The organism is Streptomyces sp. NPDC005195 (assembly GCF_040608315.1).
GTDB classification, from domain to species: Bacteria; Actinomycetota; Actinomycetes; order Streptomycetales; family Streptomycetaceae; genus Streptomyces; species Streptomyces kaempferi.
The window spans coordinates 126073-146096 of record NZ_JBEXHZ010000003.1 but is presented as its reverse complement, the minus strand read 5'-3'; the positions used below and the strand labels follow the sequence as shown (position 1 = coordinate 146096).

Genomic DNA, 20024 nt, shown 5'->3' with positions numbered 1-20024 from the left:
TCCCCCATCAGTAGGAGTCCCGGTGACGCAGAGTGGACAGGGCGAGCAGCCCTCGGCGCGCCCCGCGCGTGAAGGCATCGTGCTGCCCTCCGACGGTGGCGAGCCGTTGCTGCCGGGTATGACGGGCGACCAGGCCGTTCCGGCGGGAGGCCGGTCCTGGGACCGGCCGTGGGGTCCCGACCCCGCGGCCGCCCCCGCCCCGCAGCCCGGTGAGGGCTGGGGGCCGCCGGCGAACGGTACCCAGGCCTGGGGCGAGCCCGGTGCGCACCGGGCCGCCGAGCCGGGTCCGGCCTGGGGCGCCCACGAGGTGTCGTCCCAGGGTTCCGCCGGCTGGCAGGCGGGGCCGGAGCAGGCCCCGGACCCGCGCTGGGGCACGTCGGCCCAGCAGGGCGCACAGGCGCCGGGCGCCGGGCCGCTCCCGGCCGAGGGTGCGCAGTCGCAGCCTTACGGCGGGCAGCAGTCACCGTCGTACGGCGGCCACGGGGCGTCCCCCTACGAGAACGGCTCGTACGGCAACGGCTCGTACGAGAACGGACAGGCCCAGGCGTACGGCGCTCAGGGCGGCCGGTCGCTTCCGCACGCCGTCGCCCCCGGTGCCCTGCCGCCCGTCGCGGACGAGGGCGCCACGCAGTACATCCCGCCCGTCCCGGCCGCCGACGAGGGCGCGACCCAGTTCCTTCCGCCGATCGGCCCCGGTGCCCTGCCGCCCGAGGTGAGCGGCGGCGGGACGCAGTTCCCGGGGCACACGCCCCAGGGGATGCCCGGCGCGGGATCGCCTTCCCCGGCCGCGAACCCGGACGCCGAGGCCACGCAGTACATGGCTCCGGTGCCCGCCGATCAGTCCGGGGCGTCGTACGGGATACGACCGGGCGGCCCGGAGGACCGGCAACCGCCCGCGGAGTTCGACAACCTGTTCCGCGCCGAGTCGAGCGCACCGGAAGGGCCCGCGTCCACGCAGCAGTTTCCGCGCTTCGAAGCGCAGGCCCCGCACACCCCACAGACCCCGCAGCCCTCGTACGGCGCGCAGGCCCCCTACGACGCGCAGGCCCCGGGGGCACCCGGCGGACCGGGCGGCCGGGCGGCCTCCCGGCGTGGCACGGCCACCGAGGGCGGTGGCGGGCGCGGCGGCTCGCGCGTCCCGCTGATCGCCGCCGTCGGCATCGGCATCGTCGTGCTCGGTGTCGGTGCCGGTGCCCTGCTCAGCGGTGGTGGGAGCGGCGACAGCGCGGACGGCGGCAGCAAGAACGTGTCGGCGACGGCCGGCGCCACCGACGGTTCGGCGCCCGCGGGTGCCGACCCGGCCAAGGCACAGGCCGTCGCGCTGGACAAGCTCCTCGCGGACAGCAACAACAGCCGTGACTCGGTCGTCAAGGCCGTCGAGAACGTGAAGGCGTGCAACAACCTGGGCCAGGCGGCCGGCGATCTGCGGGACGCGGCCAAGCAGCGTGCCGGGCTCGTCACCCGGCTCTCCGCCCTCTCCGTCGACAAGCTCCCGGAGCACGCCGCGCTGACCGCCGCGCTGAACAACGCGTGGAAGGCCTCCGCGGCGGCCGACAACCACTACGCGGCCTGGGCCGACCAGGTCGGCGGCAAGAGGGGCTGCAAGGGCGGTCACGCCCGCACCACCGGCCAGACCCAGGCGGCCAACGCGGCCAGCGGCACCGCGAGCGCGCAGAAGTCGAAGGCCGCCGGGCTGTGGAACTCCATCGCGTCGAAGTACGGACTGACGAAGCGCACACCGATCCAGCTGTGAAAACGCCTGGGGCCCGACCCGCCGGATCATCCGGCGGGTCGGGCCCCAGGCGTTTCAGTGCTGGTCCGCGTTCTCCAGTGTCTGCGACTCGTCCTCGAACTTTCCGTTGCCCGCGGGGACCAGCAGACCGTCCCGCACCACCTGGAACGTGACATGGGCGTTGACCAGGCGCGGGAAGTCGACGGCCGCGATCAGGTCCTCGAAGCGCCAGCTGAGCGTCGGGGTGAGCCGGCCCGTGGTCACCTTGAGGCCGTTGTCGAGGGTCTGCCGGATCGCGCTCGAGGTCACGTCGCCGCCGAGCGACTCCACGATCTGCCTGAACACGTTGTACGCGATCCAGGTGGTCTGCACTCCGGCGTCCGCGGGGTCGATCCGGTTGTCGCCGAAGGCCTGCTCCTTGATGACCTTGCGCATCGGGTCCCAGCGCGGGTCGCTGGCCACCGGGTACCAGCCGGTGACGTACGCGCCCTCGTAGGGGCCCGACTTCCCGCCGCTGGCGTCGATCTGCGACTGGTCGACGCTGCCGAACACCGTGCCCGTCCCCACCTTCCGGTAGTCCGCGCGGCTGCGCCGGAAGGAGTCCATGAAGGTGCCCGTGCGGTCCCCGAGCGCCGTCACCACGCACCCCGTGCTCTGCGGGTTCACGGTCGCGCTGACGAGAGCACGCTTGGCCTGGCTGGAGTACTCGGTCGCGTCCTCGGCGGCGCGCTGGTCCTCGGCGGGCGCGTGGTGCTCCGACCTGAGGCCCGAGTCGAGCAGCACCGGGAGCTGGTCGCCCGCGACGGTGTCGGGGCGGATCAGCGACACCGGGCCGCACTTCTCGCCGAGCTGCTCCCCGAGACCGGCGAGCAGCGCGGGCGCGCCGCCGTTGACCGGGTAGGAATCCGGGCTCGTGAACTCGTCGTCGGTGACGCCGTAACCACCGATGTAGGGGATGCCGGCGGCCTCCAGCGGAGCCAGGAACGAGCGGCCGTGCTGGCTGTACGAGCCGACGACGGCGACCACGTTCTCCTTGGCCGCGCGCCGGGCGCACTGCGCGGCGCCCACGGTGTCGTTGTGGTCGTTGCAGGTCAGGACGGTGAGCTTGTGCCCCTTGATGCCGCCGTGCTTGTTCACCCAACGGGCGTAGGCCTGGGCCAGGGCGGGCATGCCGGGCTTGTTGGTCGCGGCGGTGTCCTGAGGGGCCCAGGTCATCACCTTGATGGTGTCGTCCCCGGAACCCCCCATGACACCGGGTACGACTCCACAGCCCACAGCCATCGACGCGCACGCGACCAGCGCGGCCGCGGACAGCAGTCGGGCCCTGGCGGGTCGGATCGGAGTGGGTGAGGTGGTGCGGGTACGTCGCCTGCCGGTCATGGACACGCACGATTCCCCCACATCACAAACCTATGTGTGACCCGTGCTCAACACGAGGTGACATAGGAGTGAATTGGAGGGGCGGATGATCTGCTTTTCATGAAGAACGTACGATCGGTGACCGTGCAAGGTTCGGAGAACTCTTCCCGTCGCGGCCGTCGCTCCCCCACCATGGGCGGCATGCCACAGAACGACATGCCGTGGTGGCGCTGGCGCAGCAATGTGCGCTCCGCGCTGCACATGCTTTCCGACCCCGCCTTCCAGCGTGATGTCTGGCTCGCCGGGATCGACGGATACGGTGACGTCACCGACGCCGTGTACCGGCTGGTCGAGGACACCTGGCTGGACAACTGGTCCGCCGAGAAGTACGTCGGCACGATCTTCCGGGACTCGCAGGAGGCGGCCCTCGTCGACACCGCGGTGCTCCGCGTCCTGCGGATCGTGCACCAGGTCGGACCCGACGCGCCCGTCTCCGCGTACGTCGACCACGCCGCCTGGCCGGAGGCGGTGCGGGCGGCGCGTGACGCGCATGTGCGGCTGGCCGCGAGCGACGGCGACGACCCCGACGTCCCGCCGCGGACGCTGGAGGTTCTGCGGATCATGACGCGCTCGGCGTAGCGCTTCGGCGCGGGCGTCCGCGTGGCGGGACGGTCGTCCGTCGCCGGGGGCCCGTATGGGACCCTGTGCCGCATGAACGAGCAGTCCGTGCGCGCCGCCGAGCCCGCCGAGCAGTACGTCCTGACCCTCTTCTGCCCGGACAAGAAGGGGATCGTGCACGCCGTGTCGAGCTACCTCTTCATGACCAACTGCAACATCGAGGACAGTCAGCAGTTCGGCGACCACGACACGGGCCTGTTCTTCATGCGCGTCCACTTCTCGGCGGAGTCGCCGGTGACCGTGGACAAACTGCGGGCGACCTTCGCGGCCATCGGTGACTCCTTCCACATGGACTGGCAGATCAACCGGGCCGAGGACAAGATGCGCATCGTCCTCATGGTCAGCAAGTTCGGCCACTGCCTGAACGACCTGCTGTTCCGGGCGCGGACCGGGGCGTTGCCCGTCGAGATCGCGGCCGTGGTGTCCAATCACACGGACTTCGCCGAGCTTGTGGACTCGTACAACATCCCCTTCCATCACATTCCGGTGACCAGGGACACCAAGGCGCAGGCCGAGGCGGAGCTGTTGGAGCTGGTCAGGGCCGAGGACGTCGAACTGGTCGTCCTGGCCCGCTACATGCAGGTGCTCTCCGACGACCTGTGCAAGCAGCTCAGCGGCCGGATCATGAACATCCACCACTCCTTCCTGCCGAGCTTCAAGGGCGCCAAGCCGTATCACCAGGCGCATGCCCGGGGCGTCAAGCTCATCGGCGCCACCGCGCACTACGTCACCGCGGACCTCGACGAGGGGCCGATCATCGAGCAGGAGGTCGAGCGGGTCGCCCACGACGTGACACCCGACCAGCTCGTCGCTCTCGGCCGGGACGTGGAGTGCCGGGCGCTGGCGCGCGCGGTGAAGTGGCACGCGGAACGCCGGATCCTCCTGAACGGCCGCCGCACGGTCATCTTCGCGTAGGCCGGCAGGGACCGGGGCCGCGGCCTGAGGGAGGGCAGCGGCGGCGGGGGCGGGACAACGCCCCCGGCGCCTACATCCGGCTCAACGCCGCCGCGGCGAACAGCACATCCCTGATCGCCTCCCGGTCACCGACCTGCCCCGCCGCCGCTTCCTCCGGCGACACATGCCCGGCCGCCAGCCGGCAGAACTCCACGCCGTCCAGCGCGACATGAGCGACCTCGTGCTCGGCGGACGCCACGGCGGCCGGCGAGTCGAGCGGGATCAGCCACTCCCCACCCCCGGCCCCCTCGATCTCCAGCCGGAGACTGCGCCCGGGCGCCCCCGCCGCGACCAGATGACGCGAGGCCGGAGCCGCCCGCCCCGCCCGCCGCCGTTCGGCCAGCGACATGGGCAGCATCCGCGCCGCGAGATCGATCATCCGGTGCAGATGCCGCGGTGCCGGCGGCTCGTACGGATAGTCCACCGCGTCCGCGATGTCCCCGGCGTGCACCCAGCACTCGAAGGCCCGGTCCAGCATCGAGTCATGGAGCGGCAGCGCGAAGCCGCCGTAGGACACGGCGAGCCGCCCGGAACCCCCGCCGGCGAAGGCCACCGTACGGACGAGATGGTGGCTCTGCTCCCGCCAGGGCCCGCGCACGGCCCGGGTGGGCGGGAAGTGCGAGGCACGCCAGTAGGCCTCGGTGCGCCCGGTGGGCGTCGCGGTCTCCGGCGCGGCCGGGTCCGGCCCCACCGCGGCGGCCGCCGCCTCGGCCTCGGCCCGTACGCGCGCCGCGGCCCCGCCGAGCGGATCGTCCAGGCCCAGCGCGACCCCGACCAGCCCGTCCACGCTGAGCAGATGCGCGATCACTCCGGCGACCGTCGTCCGACGGCTCACGGGCCCGTCGTCCTCGAACCAGCGCAGCCGCACCGGGGCGTGCCACTCCGCGTCCGCTATGTCCTGCAGCAGCGCGTCGAGCCGCGCGGTCTCCGCGTCGTAGGGTGCCGCCCACTCGGGCACCGGGATGCGCGGCGGACGCCGGTCGAGGCAGCTCTCCAGAACCCGGGTGCGCAGCGCCGGGTCGAGGTCGAGGCTCTCCGGCGGGTGCAGCAGCCCGACCGCCCCGCGCAGCCGCAGTGCCTCGTCCGCGCACGCACCGCACTCCCCGAGATGCTCCTCGACCGCGGCGGTCTCCTCCCCCGAACACGCGGCCAGCGCCCACGCGCCGAGAAGCGACTTCAGCACCCGGTGTTCCAGGACGAGCGGCGCGGGGGCCGGCAGCGGCAGTCCGGTGTCCTCGACGGACGAACGCGGTGTCGGTATGCGCGACGGCCGCCCGGTACCGGCGGAACCGTCCGGCCCGCCACCGCCCCTGGCACCCGAGCCCCCGTCACCGGAGCGGCGGGCATCGTCGACATCGCTGTCACCGCCTTCGGAACCAGCGGGGCCACGGCCCTTCCCCTCGTACGACGTCTCGTGTCCCTTCCCCGGGTGCTCCTTCTCCTCGCGCTCCACGCGTTTCTCGGGCCCCTTGCCGGCCTCGTGCTCGTCGAAGCCGTCGGACCGGCCCGCTCCTTCCGTCACCGCGCACCCCCGAACCCGGGCGGCGCGCCGGGGGACCCGGCGTCGTGGGCGGTGGACAGCAGCTGCAGGCCGAGGCGGAGCCGACGCCGGGCCTCGTCCTCGGTGACGCCGAGATCGGCGGCGGCCTGGCGGTAGTCGCGGCGCTGGAAGTACGCCAGCTCCAGCGCGGCCCGCAGCGGGGTGGGCATGGCCGTGACGATGTAGTCGGCGCGGGCGGCGACGGACGCACTGCGCACCTTGCGCTCCAGTTCCTCGGTGGTGCCCCCGCCCTCCAGGGCGAGCGCGGCGGTCTCGGTCGCGCGCAGCCGCTGCACGGCGAGCCGATGGGTCAGCGCGGCGACCCAGGACCGCAGCGGGCCCTGCTTCGGGTCGTACGACTCGGGGTTCTCCCAGACATGGACGAACACCTCGCGGGTGATCGTGTCGGCGGCCCGCTCGTCACCGAGCACGCGGTGCGCGAGGCCGTGCACCAGCGAGGCGAACCGGTCGTAGAGCTCACCGAGCGCCGCCGCCTCCCCGCGTGCGAGCCGCTGCTGCATCTTGCGGTCCCAGCGGGGCGGTGCGTCCTTCGCCGCCATACGGCCCCCTCGCGCCTGCTCGTGCCCGGTGTGTCTGTGCGTGTCCAGCCTGTGCGCATCGCTGTCTCGAATGTAGTCGGCACGTAGGACAGCGCACGCCCCTTTACGCCAACGTGCGCCCCTGGACGGGCCGGGAATGGTAAAAGCCCCTCACTTACCCCGCACATCCGATCGAATAAGACCGTACGTGACCGACATGCGACCGAAACAGTTCGCTCGTTCGGCATTTTCGACCGTAGACCGGCGTTTCATCGATCGCGGTCCGGTGTTTCATGGAACGACGGTTGGGCAGCCGCGCTGAAAGGAAGCGTAGGAACTGCTTCCGTTTCCTGGTGGGCGAGGCGAGCGAGAGGCGACGCGGTGACGCTCAAGGTGACCGACGGCGAACTGGGCGGATGGGCCGTGCTCCGGGTGTCGGGCGAGATGGATCTCGCGACGTCACCGGTGCTGCGCCAGCGGGTGCGCGACGCGGTGGCGGAAGGCCGCCGCAGCCTGGTCCTCGACCTCTCCGAGGTCCTCTTCTGCGACTCCAGCGGTGTCGGCGTCCTGATCGCCACCCGCCGGCTGGTCCGCTCCTGTCAGGGCCGGCTGCGCCTGATCCTGCCGGCCCAGGGAGCCGCCGACGGTTCGCACGTCAACCGTGTCCTCGCGGCCCTCGGTGTCCGCCGTCTCTTCGACGTGTATCCGGACGCCCTGACGGCCGTCGACGAGGAGTCGAGCCCGCTCTCGGCGTGAGCTCGCACGGGCGCGCCCCCGCGTACGACCAGCGCCGAGACGCGCCGTGGAGTTGTCCGGGAATTCCTGCGGTCTTGGTACAAGCGTCGTTTTCCGGCTCCCTTCGCGGCCGGGCCGTCGTACGCTCCCTGCCAGATGAACCCGCGGTCCGGCACAGAGTCCGGCTGAGTTGTGAGGCGGTCCGAGAAAGCCATGGTCAGTACCGAGTACGAACGCAGGATCGCCGCCCGTTTCGCGGGCTTCGACCAGGACGGCAACGGCTACATCGACCGGGAGGACTTCAACGCGGCGGCGAAGTCCGTCCTCGCCGAGTTCGGTACGGCGGCCCGGTCCGACAAGGGCCAGGCCCTGTACGTGGGCGCGGAGGCGTTCTGGCAGGGCATGGCGGGGATAGCGGACCGTGACGGAGACCAGCGCATCAACCGGGAGGAGTTCGTCAACGGCGCCGTGAAGCGGCTGCGGGACAACCCCGACCGCTTCGGGGAGATCGCCCGCCCCTTCCTGCACGCGGCCCTCGCCGTCGCGGACACCGACGGGGACGGAGCGGCCACGGTCGAGGACACCGGGCGCGTGCTCAGGGCCCTGGGCGTGAGCGACGAGATCGCCGCCCTGGCGGCCGGGGCCCTCGACACGGACGCCGACGGCCGGATCGGCGAGTCGGAGGTCGTGACCGCGTTCGCCCGCTACTTCACGGTGCCGGAGTAGCCCCCGCCGGCCCGGACGGCTCCGAGAACCTCTCCCGGAGCCGGTACTTCAGTACCTTCCGCAGCGTCTCGTTGCGCGGAAGGGCCTCCGCCACCTCCAGCCGCTCCGGCAGCTTGTGCACCGAGAGCCCTTCCGCGCGCAGGTACGAGACCGCCGCCGCGAGCGTCAGCGGCGCCGCCCCGGGCGGCTGTTCGACCACCGCGCAGACCAGTTCCCCGCGCTCGGCGTCCGGCAGCCCGATGACCGCGACGTCACCGACGGCCGGGTGCCGGTGCAGCAGGTCCTCTATCTCCTTCGCCGAGATGTTCTCGCCCTTGCGGATGATGACGTCCTTCAGGCGCCCGGTCAGGACGAGGTGCCCGCTCTCCGTCAGACGGCCCACGTCACCCGTGATCAGGAACCCGTCCGCGTCGAAGGCCTCGGCGCTCTGCGCCGGATCCAGGTATCCCTGGCAGACGGCCTCCCCGCGCAGCCGTACCTCCCCGTCCACGATCCGTATCTCCATGCCCTCCGGGGGCCTGCCCTCCGTGGTCGCCAGGTTCTCGGCGGTGTCGTCCGGCGCCCCCATGGTGATCATGGGGACCTCGGTCATCCCGTACCCGTGGGTGAGCTGCACGCCCATCTCCCGCACGACACGGTGGTAGACCTCGGGCGGCTTGGGCGCGCCGCCGCCCGCCAGCAGCCGCAGGGTGGGGATCACCGGCCGGCCGGGCGTCCTGCGCTGCTCGGCCAGGAACATCGAGTAGAAGGCCGTCGAACCGCCCGCCACCGTCACCCCGTGCGCGCGGTAGTCCTCGAGCGCGGCGGGCAGCGCGAAGTGCTCGAACATCACCGCGGGGAATCCGTACAGCAGCAGCATCACGGTGTAGTCGGGCCCGGCGATGTGCGCGTACGGGAAGGCCATGGAGCCCACGTCCTCGGCCGACAGACGCAGCGCGTGCGCCAGGCAGGAGCCGCCCGCGATCAGCGAACGGTCCGTGTGCAGGACGCCCTTGGGGTCGGAGGTCGTGCCCGAGGTCCAGTAGATCCAGCGCACGGAGGTGCCGTCGGCCGGCGGTGGCGGGAGGACGCCGGGATCTCCGTCCGGCAGCACGTCGTACGCCTCGAAGACACCCTTCGCGCCGAGCCGCCGCGCCATCGCCGCGTGGTCGAAGCCCCGCCACTCGCCCGGTACGGCGAAGTACTCGGCCCTGGACTCCCGCAGCGCGAAGCCGACCTCGCGGTCCCGGTAGAAGGGGATCACGGGGGACTGGACGGCGCCCAGACGCGCCAGCGCGAAGGAGAGCACGGCGGTCTCGATACGGGTGGGCAGCTGCCAGGCGACCACCGTGCCGGGGCGCACGCCCCTCTCGTACAGGCCCGCCGCCACCCGCTCGGCCCGCTCCCGCAGGGCGCCGAAGCTCAGGGAGCGGTCGCCCTGGAGGAGGACGGGCCGGTCCGGGGTGAGGCCGGCCCGGCGGTCGACCAGTTCCCAGAGGGTGCGCGAGGCGCCCAGAGCGTGTGCGGTGTCGTTCACGACGGCCCCCTGTAGCTGACGGGTTGTCAGATTCAACCGGGAGCGTAGGCCGCACCGCCTTGTCGGTCCATAGGCGCGGAGCTAGCCTGATATCTGACGGGTCATCAGATACGTATGCCAGGCGGAGGCCACCCATGACGGAACTGCCGCGGATCGTCAGCGTCGACGACCACGTGATCGAACCCGCGCACCTCTTCGAGACCTGGCTGCCCGCGAAGTACCGCGACCGCGGGCCGAAGCCCCTCACGGCCGGCATCGGCGAGCTCGCCTACGTCGCCGGCAAGTACCGGATCACGATGGACCCGGACGGGCCGCCCACCGACTGGTGGATCTACGAGGACCTCAAGTTCCCGTACAAGCGCAACATCGCCGCCGTCGGCTTCGACCGGGACGAGATGACCCTGGAGGGCATCACCCGCGCGGAGATGCGGCGCGGCTGCTGGGACCCCGCCGAGCGCCTCAAGGACATGGACCTCAACCACGTGGAGGCCAGCCTCTGCTTCCCGACCTTCCCGCGCTTCTGCGGCCAGACCTTCGCCGAGGCGCACGACAAGGAGGTGGCCCTGGCCTGCGTGCGCGCCTACAACGACTGGATGGTCGAGGAGTGGTGCGGTGACAGCGGCGGCCGGCTGATCCCGCTCTGCCTCATCCCGCTGTGGGACATCGGCCTGGCCGTCGCGGAGATCCGGCGCAACGCGGAGCGCGGGGTACGGGCGGTGACCTTCTCCGAGATCCCCACCCACCTCGGCCTGCCCTCCATCCACTCCGGCCACTGGGACCCGTTCTTCGCGGTCTGCCAGGAGACCGGCACGGTCGTGAACATGCACATCGGGAGCAGCAGCCAGATGCCCGCCGCCTCACCGGACGCGCCTCCCGCCGTCCAGGCCTCGCTGTCCTTCAACAACGCGATGGCCTCGATGATGGACTTCCTCTTCAGCGGTGTCCTGGTGAAGTTCCCCCGCCTGAAACTCGCCTACTCCGAAGGCCAGATGGGCTGGATCCCGTACGCCCTGGAGCGCGCCGACGACGTCTGGCAGGAGCACCGCGCCTGGGGCGGCGTCAAGGACCTCGTCCCCGAGCCCCCGTCGACGTACTACTACCGCCAGATCTTCTGCTGCTTCTTCCGCGACAAGCACGGCGTCGCGTCCCTGGACGTCGTCGGCCGCGACAACGCCACCTTCGAGACCGACTACCCGCACGTCGACTCGACCTTCCCGCACACCAAGGAGGTCGCCCTCGACCATGTGAAGGGCCTCGACGACGAGACGGTCCACAAGCTGATGCGCGGCAACGCGATCCGCATGCTGGACCTGGACCTGGACAGGTAGCCGGCCCGTGGACCTCACGTACAGCCCCGAGGAGGAGGAGTTCCGCGCCCGGCTGCGCGAGTGGCTCGCCAAGGCGCTCCCGGCGCTGCCCCCGAAACCCTCCCCCGACGACTGGCCCGGCCGGCGCGCGTACGACCTCGGATGGCAGCGGACGCTGTACGACGCCGGGTACGCCGGACTGCACTGGCCCCTCGACGCCGGGGGCCGGGGAGCCACACCGGTCCAGCACCTCATCTACCTGGAGGAGACGGAGAAGGCGGGTGCCCCCTACGTAGGGGCCAACTTCGTCGGGCTGCTGCACGCCGGGCCGACCATCGCCGCCGAGGGGACCGCCGGGCAGCGGGCCCGCTGGCTGCCGCCCGTGCTGCGCGGCGAGGAGGTCTGGTGCCAGGGGTTCAGCGAGCCGGACGCGGGCTCGGACCTCGCGGCGCTGCGCACGCGCGCGCGGCGCGACGGCGACGACTACGTGGTGAGCGGGTCCAAGATCTGGACGTCCCACGCGGAGGTCGCCGACTGGTGCGAGCTGCTGGTGCGCACCGACCCGGCCGCGCCGAGACACCGGGGCATCTCCTGGCTCGCGATGCCGATGGACGCCCCGGGGATCACCGTCCGCCCGCTGCGCACGCTCGCGGGGTCGGCCGAGTTCGCGGAGGTCTTCCTCGACGAGGTGCGGATACCGGTCACCCACCGGGTCGGCGCCGAGAACGACGGCTGGCGCGTGACGATGGTGACGCTGTCGTACGAACGCGGTACCGCCTTCGTCGGCGAGGTCGTGGCGTGCCGGCGGGTCCTGGGGGAACTCGCCCGCGCGGCGCGCGCCAACGGACGCTGGGACGATCCGGCGCTGCGGCGGTGGCTGGGCAGGCTCAACGCCGAGTTCCGCGCGCTGTGGCGGCTCACCCAGTGGAACGTGAGCGAGGCGGTGCGGACGGGGGGAGTGCCGGGCGTCGGCGGCTCGGTCTTCAAACTGCGGTACTCGCACGCGCGCCAGGAGCTGTACGACGCCGCCGCCGAGGTCCTCGGCCCCGAGGCACTGGACCTGGACCGGGAGTGGACCCGCGACCGCCTCACGTCCCTGTCGTACACGATCGCGGCCGGCACCTCGCAGATCCAGCGCAACATCGTGGCCGAACGCATCCTGGGTCTGCCGAAAGGGCGGTGAGCTCACTCCGTGGACTTCCAACTCACCAAGGACCAGTGCGCCTTGCGGGACGGCGTACGGGCGCTGCTGACGGGACGTTTCGGGCCGGAGGCGCTGCGGGCGGCGGTGGCCCGCGGCGGCCGGGGTCTCGACCGGACACTGTGGCGGGAGCTGGGCGAGGCGGGCTTCTTCTCGCTGCGGCTGCCGGAGGCGGACGGCGGTGTCGGACTCGGCCTCCCCGAGGCGGTACTGGCGTTCGAGGAGGCGGGCCGGGTGCTGCTCCCGGGACCGCTGGTCGCGACGCATCTCGCGGCCGGCGAGGTGGCCGGGGCGGCGACCGGCGAGACCGTGGTCACCGCCGTGTACGGCGGACTCGTGGAATGGCTGGACGAGTCCGACGCCGTACGGGACGGCGCCGGGAGTACGGCAGGGGACGGTGCCGCCGGTGCCGTACCGCTCACCTCGGTGGACCCGCTGACACCGCTGCACCGGGTACCCGGGGGATTCCCCGCCGGTCCCCCCAGCCAGGTCAGTCCCACCAGCCCTACTGGACCCGCCCATCTCACAGGACCCATCAGTCCCACAGGCCACACAGGCCACACAGGCCACACAGGCCACACCGGCCCTTCGGATCCCCTCGCCACGCTCCTCACCGCCGCCGAGCAGCTCGGCAACGCCGCCCGGACCTGCGAGGCGGCGGTGCAACACGCCCGGACCCGCGAGCAGTTCGGGCAGCCGATCGGGGCCTTCCAGGCGGTCAAGCATCTGTGCGCGCGGATGCTGGTGCGGGTGGAGCTGGCCCGTGCCGCGGTCTACGCGGCCGCCGTGACCGCCGACCCCCTGGACATCGCGGCGGCCCGGCTGCTCGCCGACGACGCCGCCGTGCGCGGTGCCCGTGACTGCCTCCAGGTGCACGGCGGTATGGGCTTCACCTGGGAGTCCGACGTCCATCTGTATCTCAAGAGGGCATGGGTGCGGACCCGGCGAAGCGGTCCGGTCACGGAGAGTGAGGATCTGCTGGCGGACGATCTGGTGGCCGGAGCGGGTCGATGAGGCTCTGTTCAGGCACGCTTCGGGGCGGGCCGCGTCGAATGTCACGGATCGTGGCATATCGGTATCACGGAGCGTTGATATCGGGTTGTGTCCTACGCGTGACTTGTCACGGCCTGGAGTCGGCGCCGTGCTCCGGTACCTTGTGTGGGATGCGAGTGGTTCCGAGACTGAGCCATCCCGGTGTCGCCCCTGAGGCCGCGCCGGACCCGGCGATGCTCGCCGTTCGCGAGGCGGTCCGGGACCCCGAGACCGCCTGTTCGACTCCCCGTGGCGAGCGTCGCACAGTATCCCGCACGCGTACTCCTTCGCGCTGGAATATGCCCGAAGCGCTTGTTGGGGTGACTGTACGTCAACCATGCTGTCTCTCAAGGGAATCACGTTCCGTGATCCTGGTTCTGGTCATGCAGGTCATGGCCACGATCGTGGCCCTCGTGAGGCGCGAGGCGATGTGTCCGCCGGTTCGGATGGTGTGAACGGTGCAGGTGCTTCAAGTGCAGCTGGAGATCCGGCCCGACCCCGCAGAGGTGGGGCGAGCCCGGAGATGGGCCCGGTCGAGGCTCGCCGGATCAGGCATAGAGGCCGATGAGCCGCTCGCCGAGACGCTGATCCTGCTCGTCTCCGAACTCGTCACCAACGCCGTGGTGCACACCGGGTGTCCGGCCGTACTGCGTCTCTCCCTGCCGGGCGTCCCCGGCGAGGCTCTGGGCACGGTCCGCCTGGAGGTGGCCGACTCCAGCGACTGCCCCCCGCGGCCCCGGCATGCCGAGGGCGACGAGACCAACGGCCGCGGCCTGGAACTCGTCGACGGGCTCGCGGACCGCTGGGGCTGGAACCCCGAGGGTGTCGGCAAGAGCATCTGGTGCGAGGTGGACCGCTGCGCGCCGGCCGCGAAGGCCCCGGCGGCGTACGTGACCTACCCGGGCTTCGCCTACGAGGCGTACGAGGCCGTCTGACGCGTACGCGGTTCGTGCATGTATGCAGGAATCCCGGTCCTCCGGCGGTGGGCCGAGCCGAATGCGCCGGGTCGTGCTTCTCTGCGCGCCGCCACAAAGGGCGTATAAGTGATAATCCCCCGAACGGGTGTTGACGTGACGTGTCCGTTTGATCACGCTTATGGGCAGCGATGCGCCGCGAGGGGGCGGCGAGGGTTCCGGTGACGGGAACCCTTGGCGAGTGCGGATCGTGATTCGGCGTCGGCCCCTTCGGGGTCCTGAGGGGCAGGGTGGGCGCGCCGGAGCCGGATGGCGGCGCGCGTTGCCGTGCTCGGGGCGAGCAGTGACGCGCCGCCAGTCGACTCCTTCCGCCGCCTTCCGTCGCCTCGTTCCGGTCCCTTTTGTGTGGCTCTGTCCCACCTACAGCAGGGCGACGGGGGCGACCGGGGTACCCGTGCCGCCGGTGAAGGGTTCGGGCATCGCCGACAGCAGGAACGAGTAGCGACCCTCTTCTCCACAGGCTGTGGACAACTCTTCGAGATTCCAGTTCTGGCCTTGCGGCATCCCCATCTCGACCAGGTCGAGCGCGTGCACGGGCAGCCAGAGGTTCTCGATCTCGGGAGGGAAGATCTCGAACGTGAGGGTGTCGTTCGCGACCGCCGCGACGTCGCGCGCGTGGAACCACTCCGGCGTGCGGACGGACAGTCCCGGCGACGGATACCCGTACCCGTGCTTGTCGCCCGCCAGGCAGACCTGGATCTGACCGGTCCGTACGAGCACGATGTCCCCCGACTCCACCCGGGTGCCGGCCAGTTCCTCGGCGGCCTCCAGGTCCTCGGGGGTCACGGCGTGGCCGCCGTCGAGGCGGTCGACGCCCCGGGCGCGGGCGACGTCCAGCAGCACGCCCCGCGAGACGATGTGCCGGGGCTTGTCCATACCGCCGAACGCGGCGCCGCCGTGCGGGGTGATCGTGCCGGCCGGACGGCCGTTGTAGAGCTTTCCCGAGTGCGAGACGTGGGCCAGCGCGTCCCAGTGGGTCGCCGCCTGCAGGCCCAGGGTCGCGGCGTCGTCGCTGCACGCGACGGTGCCCGGGCCGAAGATCTCCTGGTTGATCTGCACCATGACGTGCAGCGGATTGACCCGCCCGGGGATCATCCCGGTCTGCACCCCGTCCTGCTGGAGGGGGAGCGCGAGGGGGACGCGGTGGCCCGAGCGGACGCCCGCCGCGGCCCGGCGCACCACCTCGTCGGTGATGAGGTTCAGGGTCCCGATCTCGTCGTCGGCACCCCAGCGCCCCCAGTTGTTCACGCGCTTCGCGATCTCGTGGAAGGCCGGGTGGAGCGGCGGCGGTGACATGAGTCCTCCCCGAGGGCTTGTCTCCAGGTATCTGACGGGTCGTAGAATCCGAGTTGAATCTAACGGACCGTCAGAAACTGCGGGAAGGGGCCGGACATGGGGAACTTCTTGGCAGGCCGGGTCGTCGCCGTGACGGGAGCGGGGCGCGGCATAGGCCGCGCCGTCGCGCTCGCGGCGGCCGGTGAGGGGGCACGCGTCGTCGTCAACGACTACGGCGTCTCCGTCGAGGGCGCCGAACCGACGAGTGCGGTCGCCGACGCCGTCGTCAAGGAGATCGAGGCGGCGGGCGGGGAAGCCGTCGCGGTGGCCGACGACATCTCCACGATGGCCGGCGGGCAGCACGTCGTCGACACGGCGCTCACGGCGTACGGGCGGATCGACGGTGTCGTGTGCGTGGCCGGCATCCTGCGCGAGCGGATGCTGTTCAACATGTCCGAGCAGGAGTGGGACCCTGTCGTGGCCACCCATCTCAAGGGCACGTTCACGGTCTTCCGCGCGGCCTCGGCCGTCATGCGCACACAGGGCTCGGGAACGCTGATCGGCTTCACCAGCGGCAACCACCAGGGCTCCGTGGCGCAGGCCAACTACAGCGCCGCCAAGGGCGGGATCATCTCGCTGGTCCGCAGCGCGGCGCTCGGCCTGCACAAGTACGGGGTGACGGCGAACGCGGTCGCACCCGTCGCCCGCACCCGCATGTCGGCCAACGTCCCCATGGAACTCACCGAGATCGGCGAACCGGAGGACGTCGCCGCGCTGGTGGTCTACCTGCTGTCGGACCGCGCCCGGCAGGAACGGATCACCGGGCAGGTGTACACGATCGCCGGACCGAAGATCGCGGTGTGGGCGCAGCCGCGGGAACTGCGGGCCGGATACGCGGAGGGCGCCTGGACCCCGCAGCGGATCGCGGACTTCCTGCCGGGCACGGTGGGGGTGGACCCGATGCCGCTGCTGGAGCGGGTGGAGGCGATGGCGCGGGCGGCGGCACGGAAGTCGCGGCCGAACGCGTGAGGGTGCCGTGGTGCCGGCCGAGTGGGAGGACGACGCGTGGAGTTCGGATTCGATGCCGGGGACGAGATCTTCCGGCGTACGGCGCGGGACTGGCTGGCGGCGCACCATGCGGGTGATCCCGGCCGCCGGGAGTGGGAACGGGAGCTCGGACGGGACGGCTGGATCGGCCTCGGATGGCCGGAGGACGGCTACGGGAACCGGCGCGCGAGCCTGACCCAGCAGGTCGTCTGGGCCGAGGAGTACGCCCGTTCGAAGGCTCCCGCCCGCTCGGGTCACATCGGCGAGAAACTCCTCGCCCCCACCCTCATCGGCCATGGGACGGCGGACCAGAAGGCCCGCTTCCTGCCCCCGATCGCCCGCGGCGAGGAACTCTGGTGCCAGGGCTACAGCGAGCCCGGCGCGGGCTCCGACCTCGCGGGCATCAGGACGACGGCCGTACGGGAAGAGGGCTCCGCGCCCTCAGGGACGTACCGCGTCAGCGGCCAGAAGATCTGGACCTCCCTCGCCCACGAGGCGGACTGGTGCTTCGTCCTGGCCCGCACCCGGCCGGACGCCCCGCGACACCACGGCCTGTCCCTGCTCCTCGTCCCGATGGACCAGCCGGGCCGCGTCGAGGTCCGCCCGATCCGCCAGCTCACCGGCACCAGCGAGTTCAACGAGGTCTTCTTCGACGGTGCGCGGGCGCGGGCCGAGCACGTCGTCGGTGGCGAGGGCAACGGCTGGCGGGTGGCCATGAGCCTGCTCGGACACGAGCGAGGCGTCTCGACACTCGCCCAGCAGGTCGGCTTCGCGGCGGAGCTGCGTCACGTGATCGACACGGCCGTCGCGACGGGCGCGGCCGGCGATCCGGTCGTCCGCGACCGTCTGGTGCGCCTGTGGGCGGAGCTGCGCACGATGCGCTGGAACGCCCTGCGGACACTGGGCGGTTCGGGCGACGTGGGCGCGCCGAGCGTCGCCAAGCTGCTGTGGGGCGGCTGGCACCAGCGGCTCGGTGAACTCGCGGTGCAGGTGAGGGGAGCGGAGGCGGCGACCGGCCCGGTGGACTGGTCGGCCGCGGCGCCGTACGAACTCGACACGTTCCAGCACCTGTTCCTGTTCAGCCGGGCCGACACCATCTACGGCGGCTCGGACGAGATCCAGCGCACGATCATCGCCGAGCGCGTGCTCGGTCTGCCGAAGGAACCCCGGGCATAGCCCCGGGACGAGAGGGGAGCCGGTGCGATGCGAGGCGTGATCTTCGACGGCGAGCAGACCCAGGTCGTGGACGACCTGGAGGTACGGGACCCGGGACCCGGCGAGGTGCGGGTCGCCGTCTCCGCGGCCGGACTCTGCCACAGCGACCTCTCCGTGGTGGACGGGACCATACCCTTCCCCGTTCCCGTGGTGCTGGGGCACGAGGGCGCCGGGGTCGTCGAGTCGGTGGGCGCGGGCGTCACCCATGTCCGGCCCGGAGACCATGTCGCGCTGTCCACACTCGCCAACTGCGGCACGTGCGCGGAGTGCGACCGGGGACGGCCGACGATGTGCCGCAAGGCGATCGGCATGCCGCGGCAGCCGTTCACGCGGGGCGGGCGGCCGCTGTACCAGTTCGCCTCCAACTCGGCCTTCGCGGAACGGACGGTCGTGAAGGCCGTCCAGGCCGTCCGGATCCCGGAGGACATCCCGCCGTCGTCCGCCGCGCTGATCGGCTGCGGGGTGGTGACGGGCGTGGGTGCCGTCCTGAACCGCGCGCGGGTGGACCACGGCGAGAGCGTCCTCGTGATCGGCACGGGCGGCATCGGGCTCAACGTGATCCAGGGGGCCCGGATCGCCGGCGCCCTGAAGATCGTCGCGGTCGACTCCAACCCGGCCAAGGAGGCGGTGGCCCGCCGGTTCGGCGCGACCCACTTCCTCACCTCCACCGAGGCCGTCCGCGAGATCCTTCCCACGGGCGCGGACCACGCCTTCGAGTGCGTCGGCCGTGTCGAGCTCATCCGCCGGGCGATCGACCTGCTGGACCGTCACGGCCAGGCGGTGCTCCTCGGCGTACCGCCCGCCACCGCCGAGGCGTCCTTCCTGGTCTCCGCGATGTACCTGGACAAGTCGATCCTCGGCTGCCGCTACGGCTCGTCCCGTCCCCAGCGCGACATCGCCCTCTACGCGGACCTCTACCGCGAGGGCCGTCTGCTGCTCGACGAACTGGTCACCCGGACCTATCCGGTCGAGGACTTCGACAAGGCGGCCCAGGACGCGCACGAGGGGCGGGTGGCACGGGCGGTCCTGACGTTCTAGGGAGCGCGCGGGCGCTCGTCCACGGGCCGGGGGATTCCGGGGCGGGGGCCGCTCAGCCTGCGGCGTCCGCCCGCGCGGTGCCGAGCCGCGTGCCACCGCCTCGGTCACCCCCGTCCGGGCCGCCGCCGGCCTCCCGGCCCGAGGAGCGGAAGGTACGGCGGTACGCGGTGGGGGTGACCCCGAGCACCGCCTGCAGGTGCTGCCGCATCGACTGGGCCGTGCCGAAGCCGGCGTCCCGCGCCACCTGGTCGACCGACAGATCGCTGGACTCCAGCAGCTGCCGGGCCCGTTCGACGCGTTGCTGGGTGAGCCACTGCCCGGGGCTGACGCCGACCTCCTCGCGGAAGCGGCGGGTGAAGGTGCGCACGGACATGGACTCCCGCCCGGCCAGGTCGCGCAGCTGGATCGGCTCGCCGAGGCGGTCGAGTGCCCAGGCGCGGGCCGCGGTCGTGGTGGCCGCCTGCGGCTCGGGGACGGGCCGCTGGACGTACTGCGCCTGACCGCCGTCGCGGTGCGGCGGCACGACGGTCCGGCGGGCCACGTCGTTGGCGACCGCCGTTCCGTGGTCACGGCGGACGATATGGAGACACAGGTCGATTCCGGCGGCGACGCCCGCGGAGGTGAGGACGTTCCCGTCGTCGACGAAGAGCACGTCGGCGTCGACCCTGATCCTGGGGAAGAGCCGCTGGAAGTGTTCGGCGTGCGACCAGTGGGTGGTGGCGGGGCGGCCGTCGAGGTATCCGGCGGCGGCGAGGACGTATCCGCCGGTGCAGATGGAGACGAGCCGGGTGCCGGGGCGGATGTGGGCGAGGGCGGCGGCCAGTTCGGGGGTCAGGACGCCCTGCTCGTGGACCGGGCCGAGTTCGTAGGAGGCGGGGACGACGACGGTGTCGGCGGTGGCGAGCGCCTCCGGCCCGTTCGCGACGAGGACGGCGAAGTCGGCGTCGGTGGCGACGGGGCCCGGCGCCCTGGCCGAGCAGGTGACGACCTCGTACAGGGACCGCCCCTCGGCGTCCCGTGACTTGCCGAAGATGCGCTGCGGGATACCGAGTTCGAAAGGCAGCAGCCCGTCGAGAGCGAGCACGACGACGCGGTGGCGGCGGAACGTACCCCGAGGACTCATGGCCCGATCCTAGCGAACGCTGGCCTTCCGGCC

At 72.0% G+C, this 20024-nt stretch carries 18 protein-coding genes; 12 read left to right on the top strand and 6 right to left on the bottom strand.

Features of this window, described 5'->3' with window-relative positions; translation table 11 throughout:
- The first annotated feature begins 22 nt into the window (after positions 1-22).
- On the top strand, positions 23-1753 hold the full coding sequence (locus ABZV34_RS05125) for a hypothetical protein (RefSeq protein ID WP_356271429.1): 1731 nt from the start codon (positions 23-25) through the stop codon (positions 1751-1753).
- 54 nt (positions 1754-1807) lie between these two features.
- Here the strand turns inward: ABZV34_RS05125 and ABZV34_RS05120 are convergent, their stop codons facing one another.
- On the bottom strand, positions 1808-3112 hold the full coding sequence (locus ABZV34_RS05120; protein ID WP_356271427.1) for an ABC transporter substrate-binding protein: 1305 nt from the start codon (positions 3110-3112) through the stop codon (positions 1808-1810).
- Between the two features lie 117 nt (positions 3113-3229).
- Here ABZV34_RS05120 and ABZV34_RS05115 point away from each other — a divergent pair, with 117 nt between their 5' ends.
- Positions 3230-3730, top strand: coding sequence for a hypothetical protein (locus ABZV34_RS05115; RefSeq protein WP_356271786.1), 501 nt, complete (start codon positions 3230-3232; stop codon positions 3728-3730).
- A 72-nt stretch (positions 3731-3802) separates the two neighbouring features.
- Positions 3803-4684, top strand: coding sequence for a formyltetrahydrofolate deformylase (gene purU, locus ABZV34_RS05110; RefSeq protein ID WP_356271425.1), 882 nt, complete (start codon positions 3803-3805; stop codon positions 4682-4684).
- Positions 4685-4754: 70 nt separating this feature from the next.
- Here purU and ABZV34_RS05105 read toward each other — a convergent pair whose 3' ends face one another.
- Positions 4755-6245, bottom strand: coding sequence for a zf-HC2 domain-containing protein (locus ABZV34_RS05105; protein ID WP_356271423.1), 1491 nt, complete (start codon positions 6243-6245; stop codon positions 4755-4757).
- Positions 6242-6823, bottom strand: a complete 582-nt coding sequence (locus ABZV34_RS05100) for a sigma-70 family RNA polymerase sigma factor (protein ID WP_356271421.1) — start codon at positions 6821-6823, stop codon at positions 6242-6244. The genes ABZV34_RS05105 and ABZV34_RS05100 overlap by 4 nt, the downstream gene beginning before the upstream one ends.
- Positions 6824-7183: 360 nt before the next feature.
- Here ABZV34_RS05100 and ABZV34_RS05095 point away from each other — a divergent pair, with 360 nt between their 5' ends.
- Both ABZV34_RS05095 and ABZV34_RS05090 read left to right on the top strand, forming a co-directional pair.
- A complete protein-coding gene (locus ABZV34_RS05095; protein ID WP_356271419.1) occupies positions 7184-7558 on the top strand; it encodes an STAS domain-containing protein in 375 nt (124 codons plus the stop codon).
- Positions 7559-7750: 192 nt separating this feature from the next.
- The gene (locus ABZV34_RS05090) at positions 7751-8263 is read left to right on the top strand and encodes an EF-hand domain-containing protein (protein ID WP_356271417.1); all 513 of its coding nucleotides are present in this window, start codon (positions 7751-7753) and stop codon (positions 8261-8263) included.
- Here ABZV34_RS05090 and ABZV34_RS05085 read toward each other — a convergent pair.
- On the bottom strand, positions 8247-9779 hold the full coding sequence (locus ABZV34_RS05085) for an AMP-binding protein (RefSeq protein WP_356271415.1): 1533 nt from the start codon (positions 9777-9779) through the stop codon (positions 8247-8249). The genes ABZV34_RS05090 and ABZV34_RS05085 overlap by 17 nt on opposite strands.
- Positions 9780-9913: 134 nt before the next feature.
- On the opposite strand from ABZV34_RS05085, the gene ABZV34_RS05080 reads away from it, so the two are divergent.
- The 4 genes from ABZV34_RS05080 (at position 9914) to ABZV34_RS05065 (ending at position 14254) form a co-directional block, all read left to right on the top strand.
- A complete protein-coding gene (locus tag ABZV34_RS05080; protein WP_356271413.1) occupies positions 9914-11107 on the top strand; it encodes an amidohydrolase family protein in 1194 nt (397 codons plus the stop codon).
- Between the two features lie 7 nt (positions 11108-11114).
- Positions 11115-12269 (top strand): acyl-CoA dehydrogenase, encoded by a 1155-nt coding sequence (locus ABZV34_RS05075; protein ID WP_356271411.1) that lies wholly within the window; start codon positions 11115-11117, stop codon positions 12267-12269.
- Between the two features lie 9 nt (positions 12270-12278).
- Complete coding sequence (locus ABZV34_RS05070; RefSeq protein WP_356271409.1) at positions 12279-13301, top strand: acyl-CoA dehydrogenase family protein; 1023 nt, start codon at positions 12279-12281, stop codon at positions 13299-13301.
- Positions 13302-13777: 476 nt separating this feature from the next.
- On the top strand, positions 13778-14254 hold the full coding sequence (locus tag ABZV34_RS05065) for an ATP-binding protein (protein WP_356271407.1): 477 nt from the start codon (positions 13778-13780) through the stop codon (positions 14252-14254).
- Between the two features lie 399 nt (positions 14255-14653).
- Here ABZV34_RS05065 and ABZV34_RS05060 read toward each other — a convergent pair whose 3' ends face one another.
- A complete protein-coding gene (locus ABZV34_RS05060) occupies positions 14654-15589 on the bottom strand; it encodes a cyclase family protein (protein WP_356271405.1) in 936 nt (311 codons plus the stop codon).
- Between the two features lie 96 nt (positions 15590-15685).
- Between ABZV34_RS05060 and ABZV34_RS05055 the strand changes: the two genes are divergently transcribed.
- The 3 genes from ABZV34_RS05055 to ABZV34_RS05045 are packed head-to-tail and all read left to right on the top strand — an operon-like array spanning position 15686 to position 18868.
- Positions 15686-16597, top strand: a complete 912-nt coding sequence (locus ABZV34_RS05055) for an SDR family oxidoreductase (RefSeq protein ID WP_356271403.1) — start codon at positions 15686-15688, stop codon at positions 16595-16597.
- 36 nt (positions 16598-16633) lie between these two features.
- Positions 16634-17791: an acyl-CoA dehydrogenase family protein gene (locus tag ABZV34_RS05050; RefSeq protein WP_356271401.1), complete on the top strand. Its 1158-nt coding sequence runs from the start codon at positions 16634-16636 to the stop codon at positions 17789-17791.
- A gap of 27 nt (positions 17792-17818) precedes the next feature.
- A complete protein-coding gene (locus tag ABZV34_RS05045) occupies positions 17819-18868 on the top strand; it encodes a Zn-dependent alcohol dehydrogenase (RefSeq protein WP_356271399.1) in 1050 nt (349 codons plus the stop codon).
- 52 nt (positions 18869-18920) lie between these two features.
- Here ABZV34_RS05045 and ABZV34_RS05040 read toward each other — a convergent pair whose 3' ends face one another.
- The gene (locus tag ABZV34_RS05040) at positions 18921-19991 is read right to left on the bottom strand and encodes a helix-turn-helix domain-containing protein (RefSeq protein ID WP_356271397.1); all 1071 of its coding nucleotides are present in this window, start codon (positions 19989-19991) and stop codon (positions 18921-18923) included.
- Positions 19992-20024: the final 33 nt, after the last annotated feature.

Bases quoted from the DNA above. Each gene is read 5' to 3' on its own strand.
- ABZV34_RS05080 (WP_356271413.1), top strand. From the start codon at position 9,914: ATGACGGAACTGCCGCGGATCGTCAGCGTCGACGACCACGTGATCGAA.
- ABZV34_RS05055 (WP_356271403.1), top strand. From the start codon at position 15,686: ATGGGGAACTTCTTGGCAGGCCGGGTCGTCGCCGTGACGGGAGCGGGG.
- ABZV34_RS05045 (WP_356271399.1), top strand. From the start codon at position 17,819: ATGCGAGGCGTGATCTTCGACGGCGAGCAGACCCAGGTCGTGGACGAC.
- ABZV34_RS05040 (WP_356271397.1), bottom strand. From the start codon at position 19,991: ATGAGTCCTCGGGGTACGTTCCGCCGCCACCGCGTCGTCGTGCTCGCT.
- ABZV34_RS05060 (WP_356271405.1), bottom strand. From the start codon at position 15,589: ATGTCACCGCCGCCGCTCCACCCGGCCTTCCACGAGATCGCGAAGCGC.
- ABZV34_RS05120 (WP_356271427.1), bottom strand. From the start codon at position 3,112: ATGACCGGCAGGCGACGTACCCGCACCACCTCACCCACTCCGATCCGA.
- purU (WP_356271425.1), top strand. From the start codon at position 3,803: ATGAACGAGCAGTCCGTGCGCGCCGCCGAGCCCGCCGAGCAGTACGTC.
- ABZV34_RS05090 (WP_356271417.1), top strand. From the start codon at position 7,751: ATGGTCAGTACCGAGTACGAACGCAGGATCGCCGCCCGTTTCGCGGGC.
- ABZV34_RS05100 (WP_356271421.1), bottom strand. From the start codon at position 6,823: ATGGCGGCGAAGGACGCACCGCCCCGCTGGGACCGCAAGATGCAGCAG.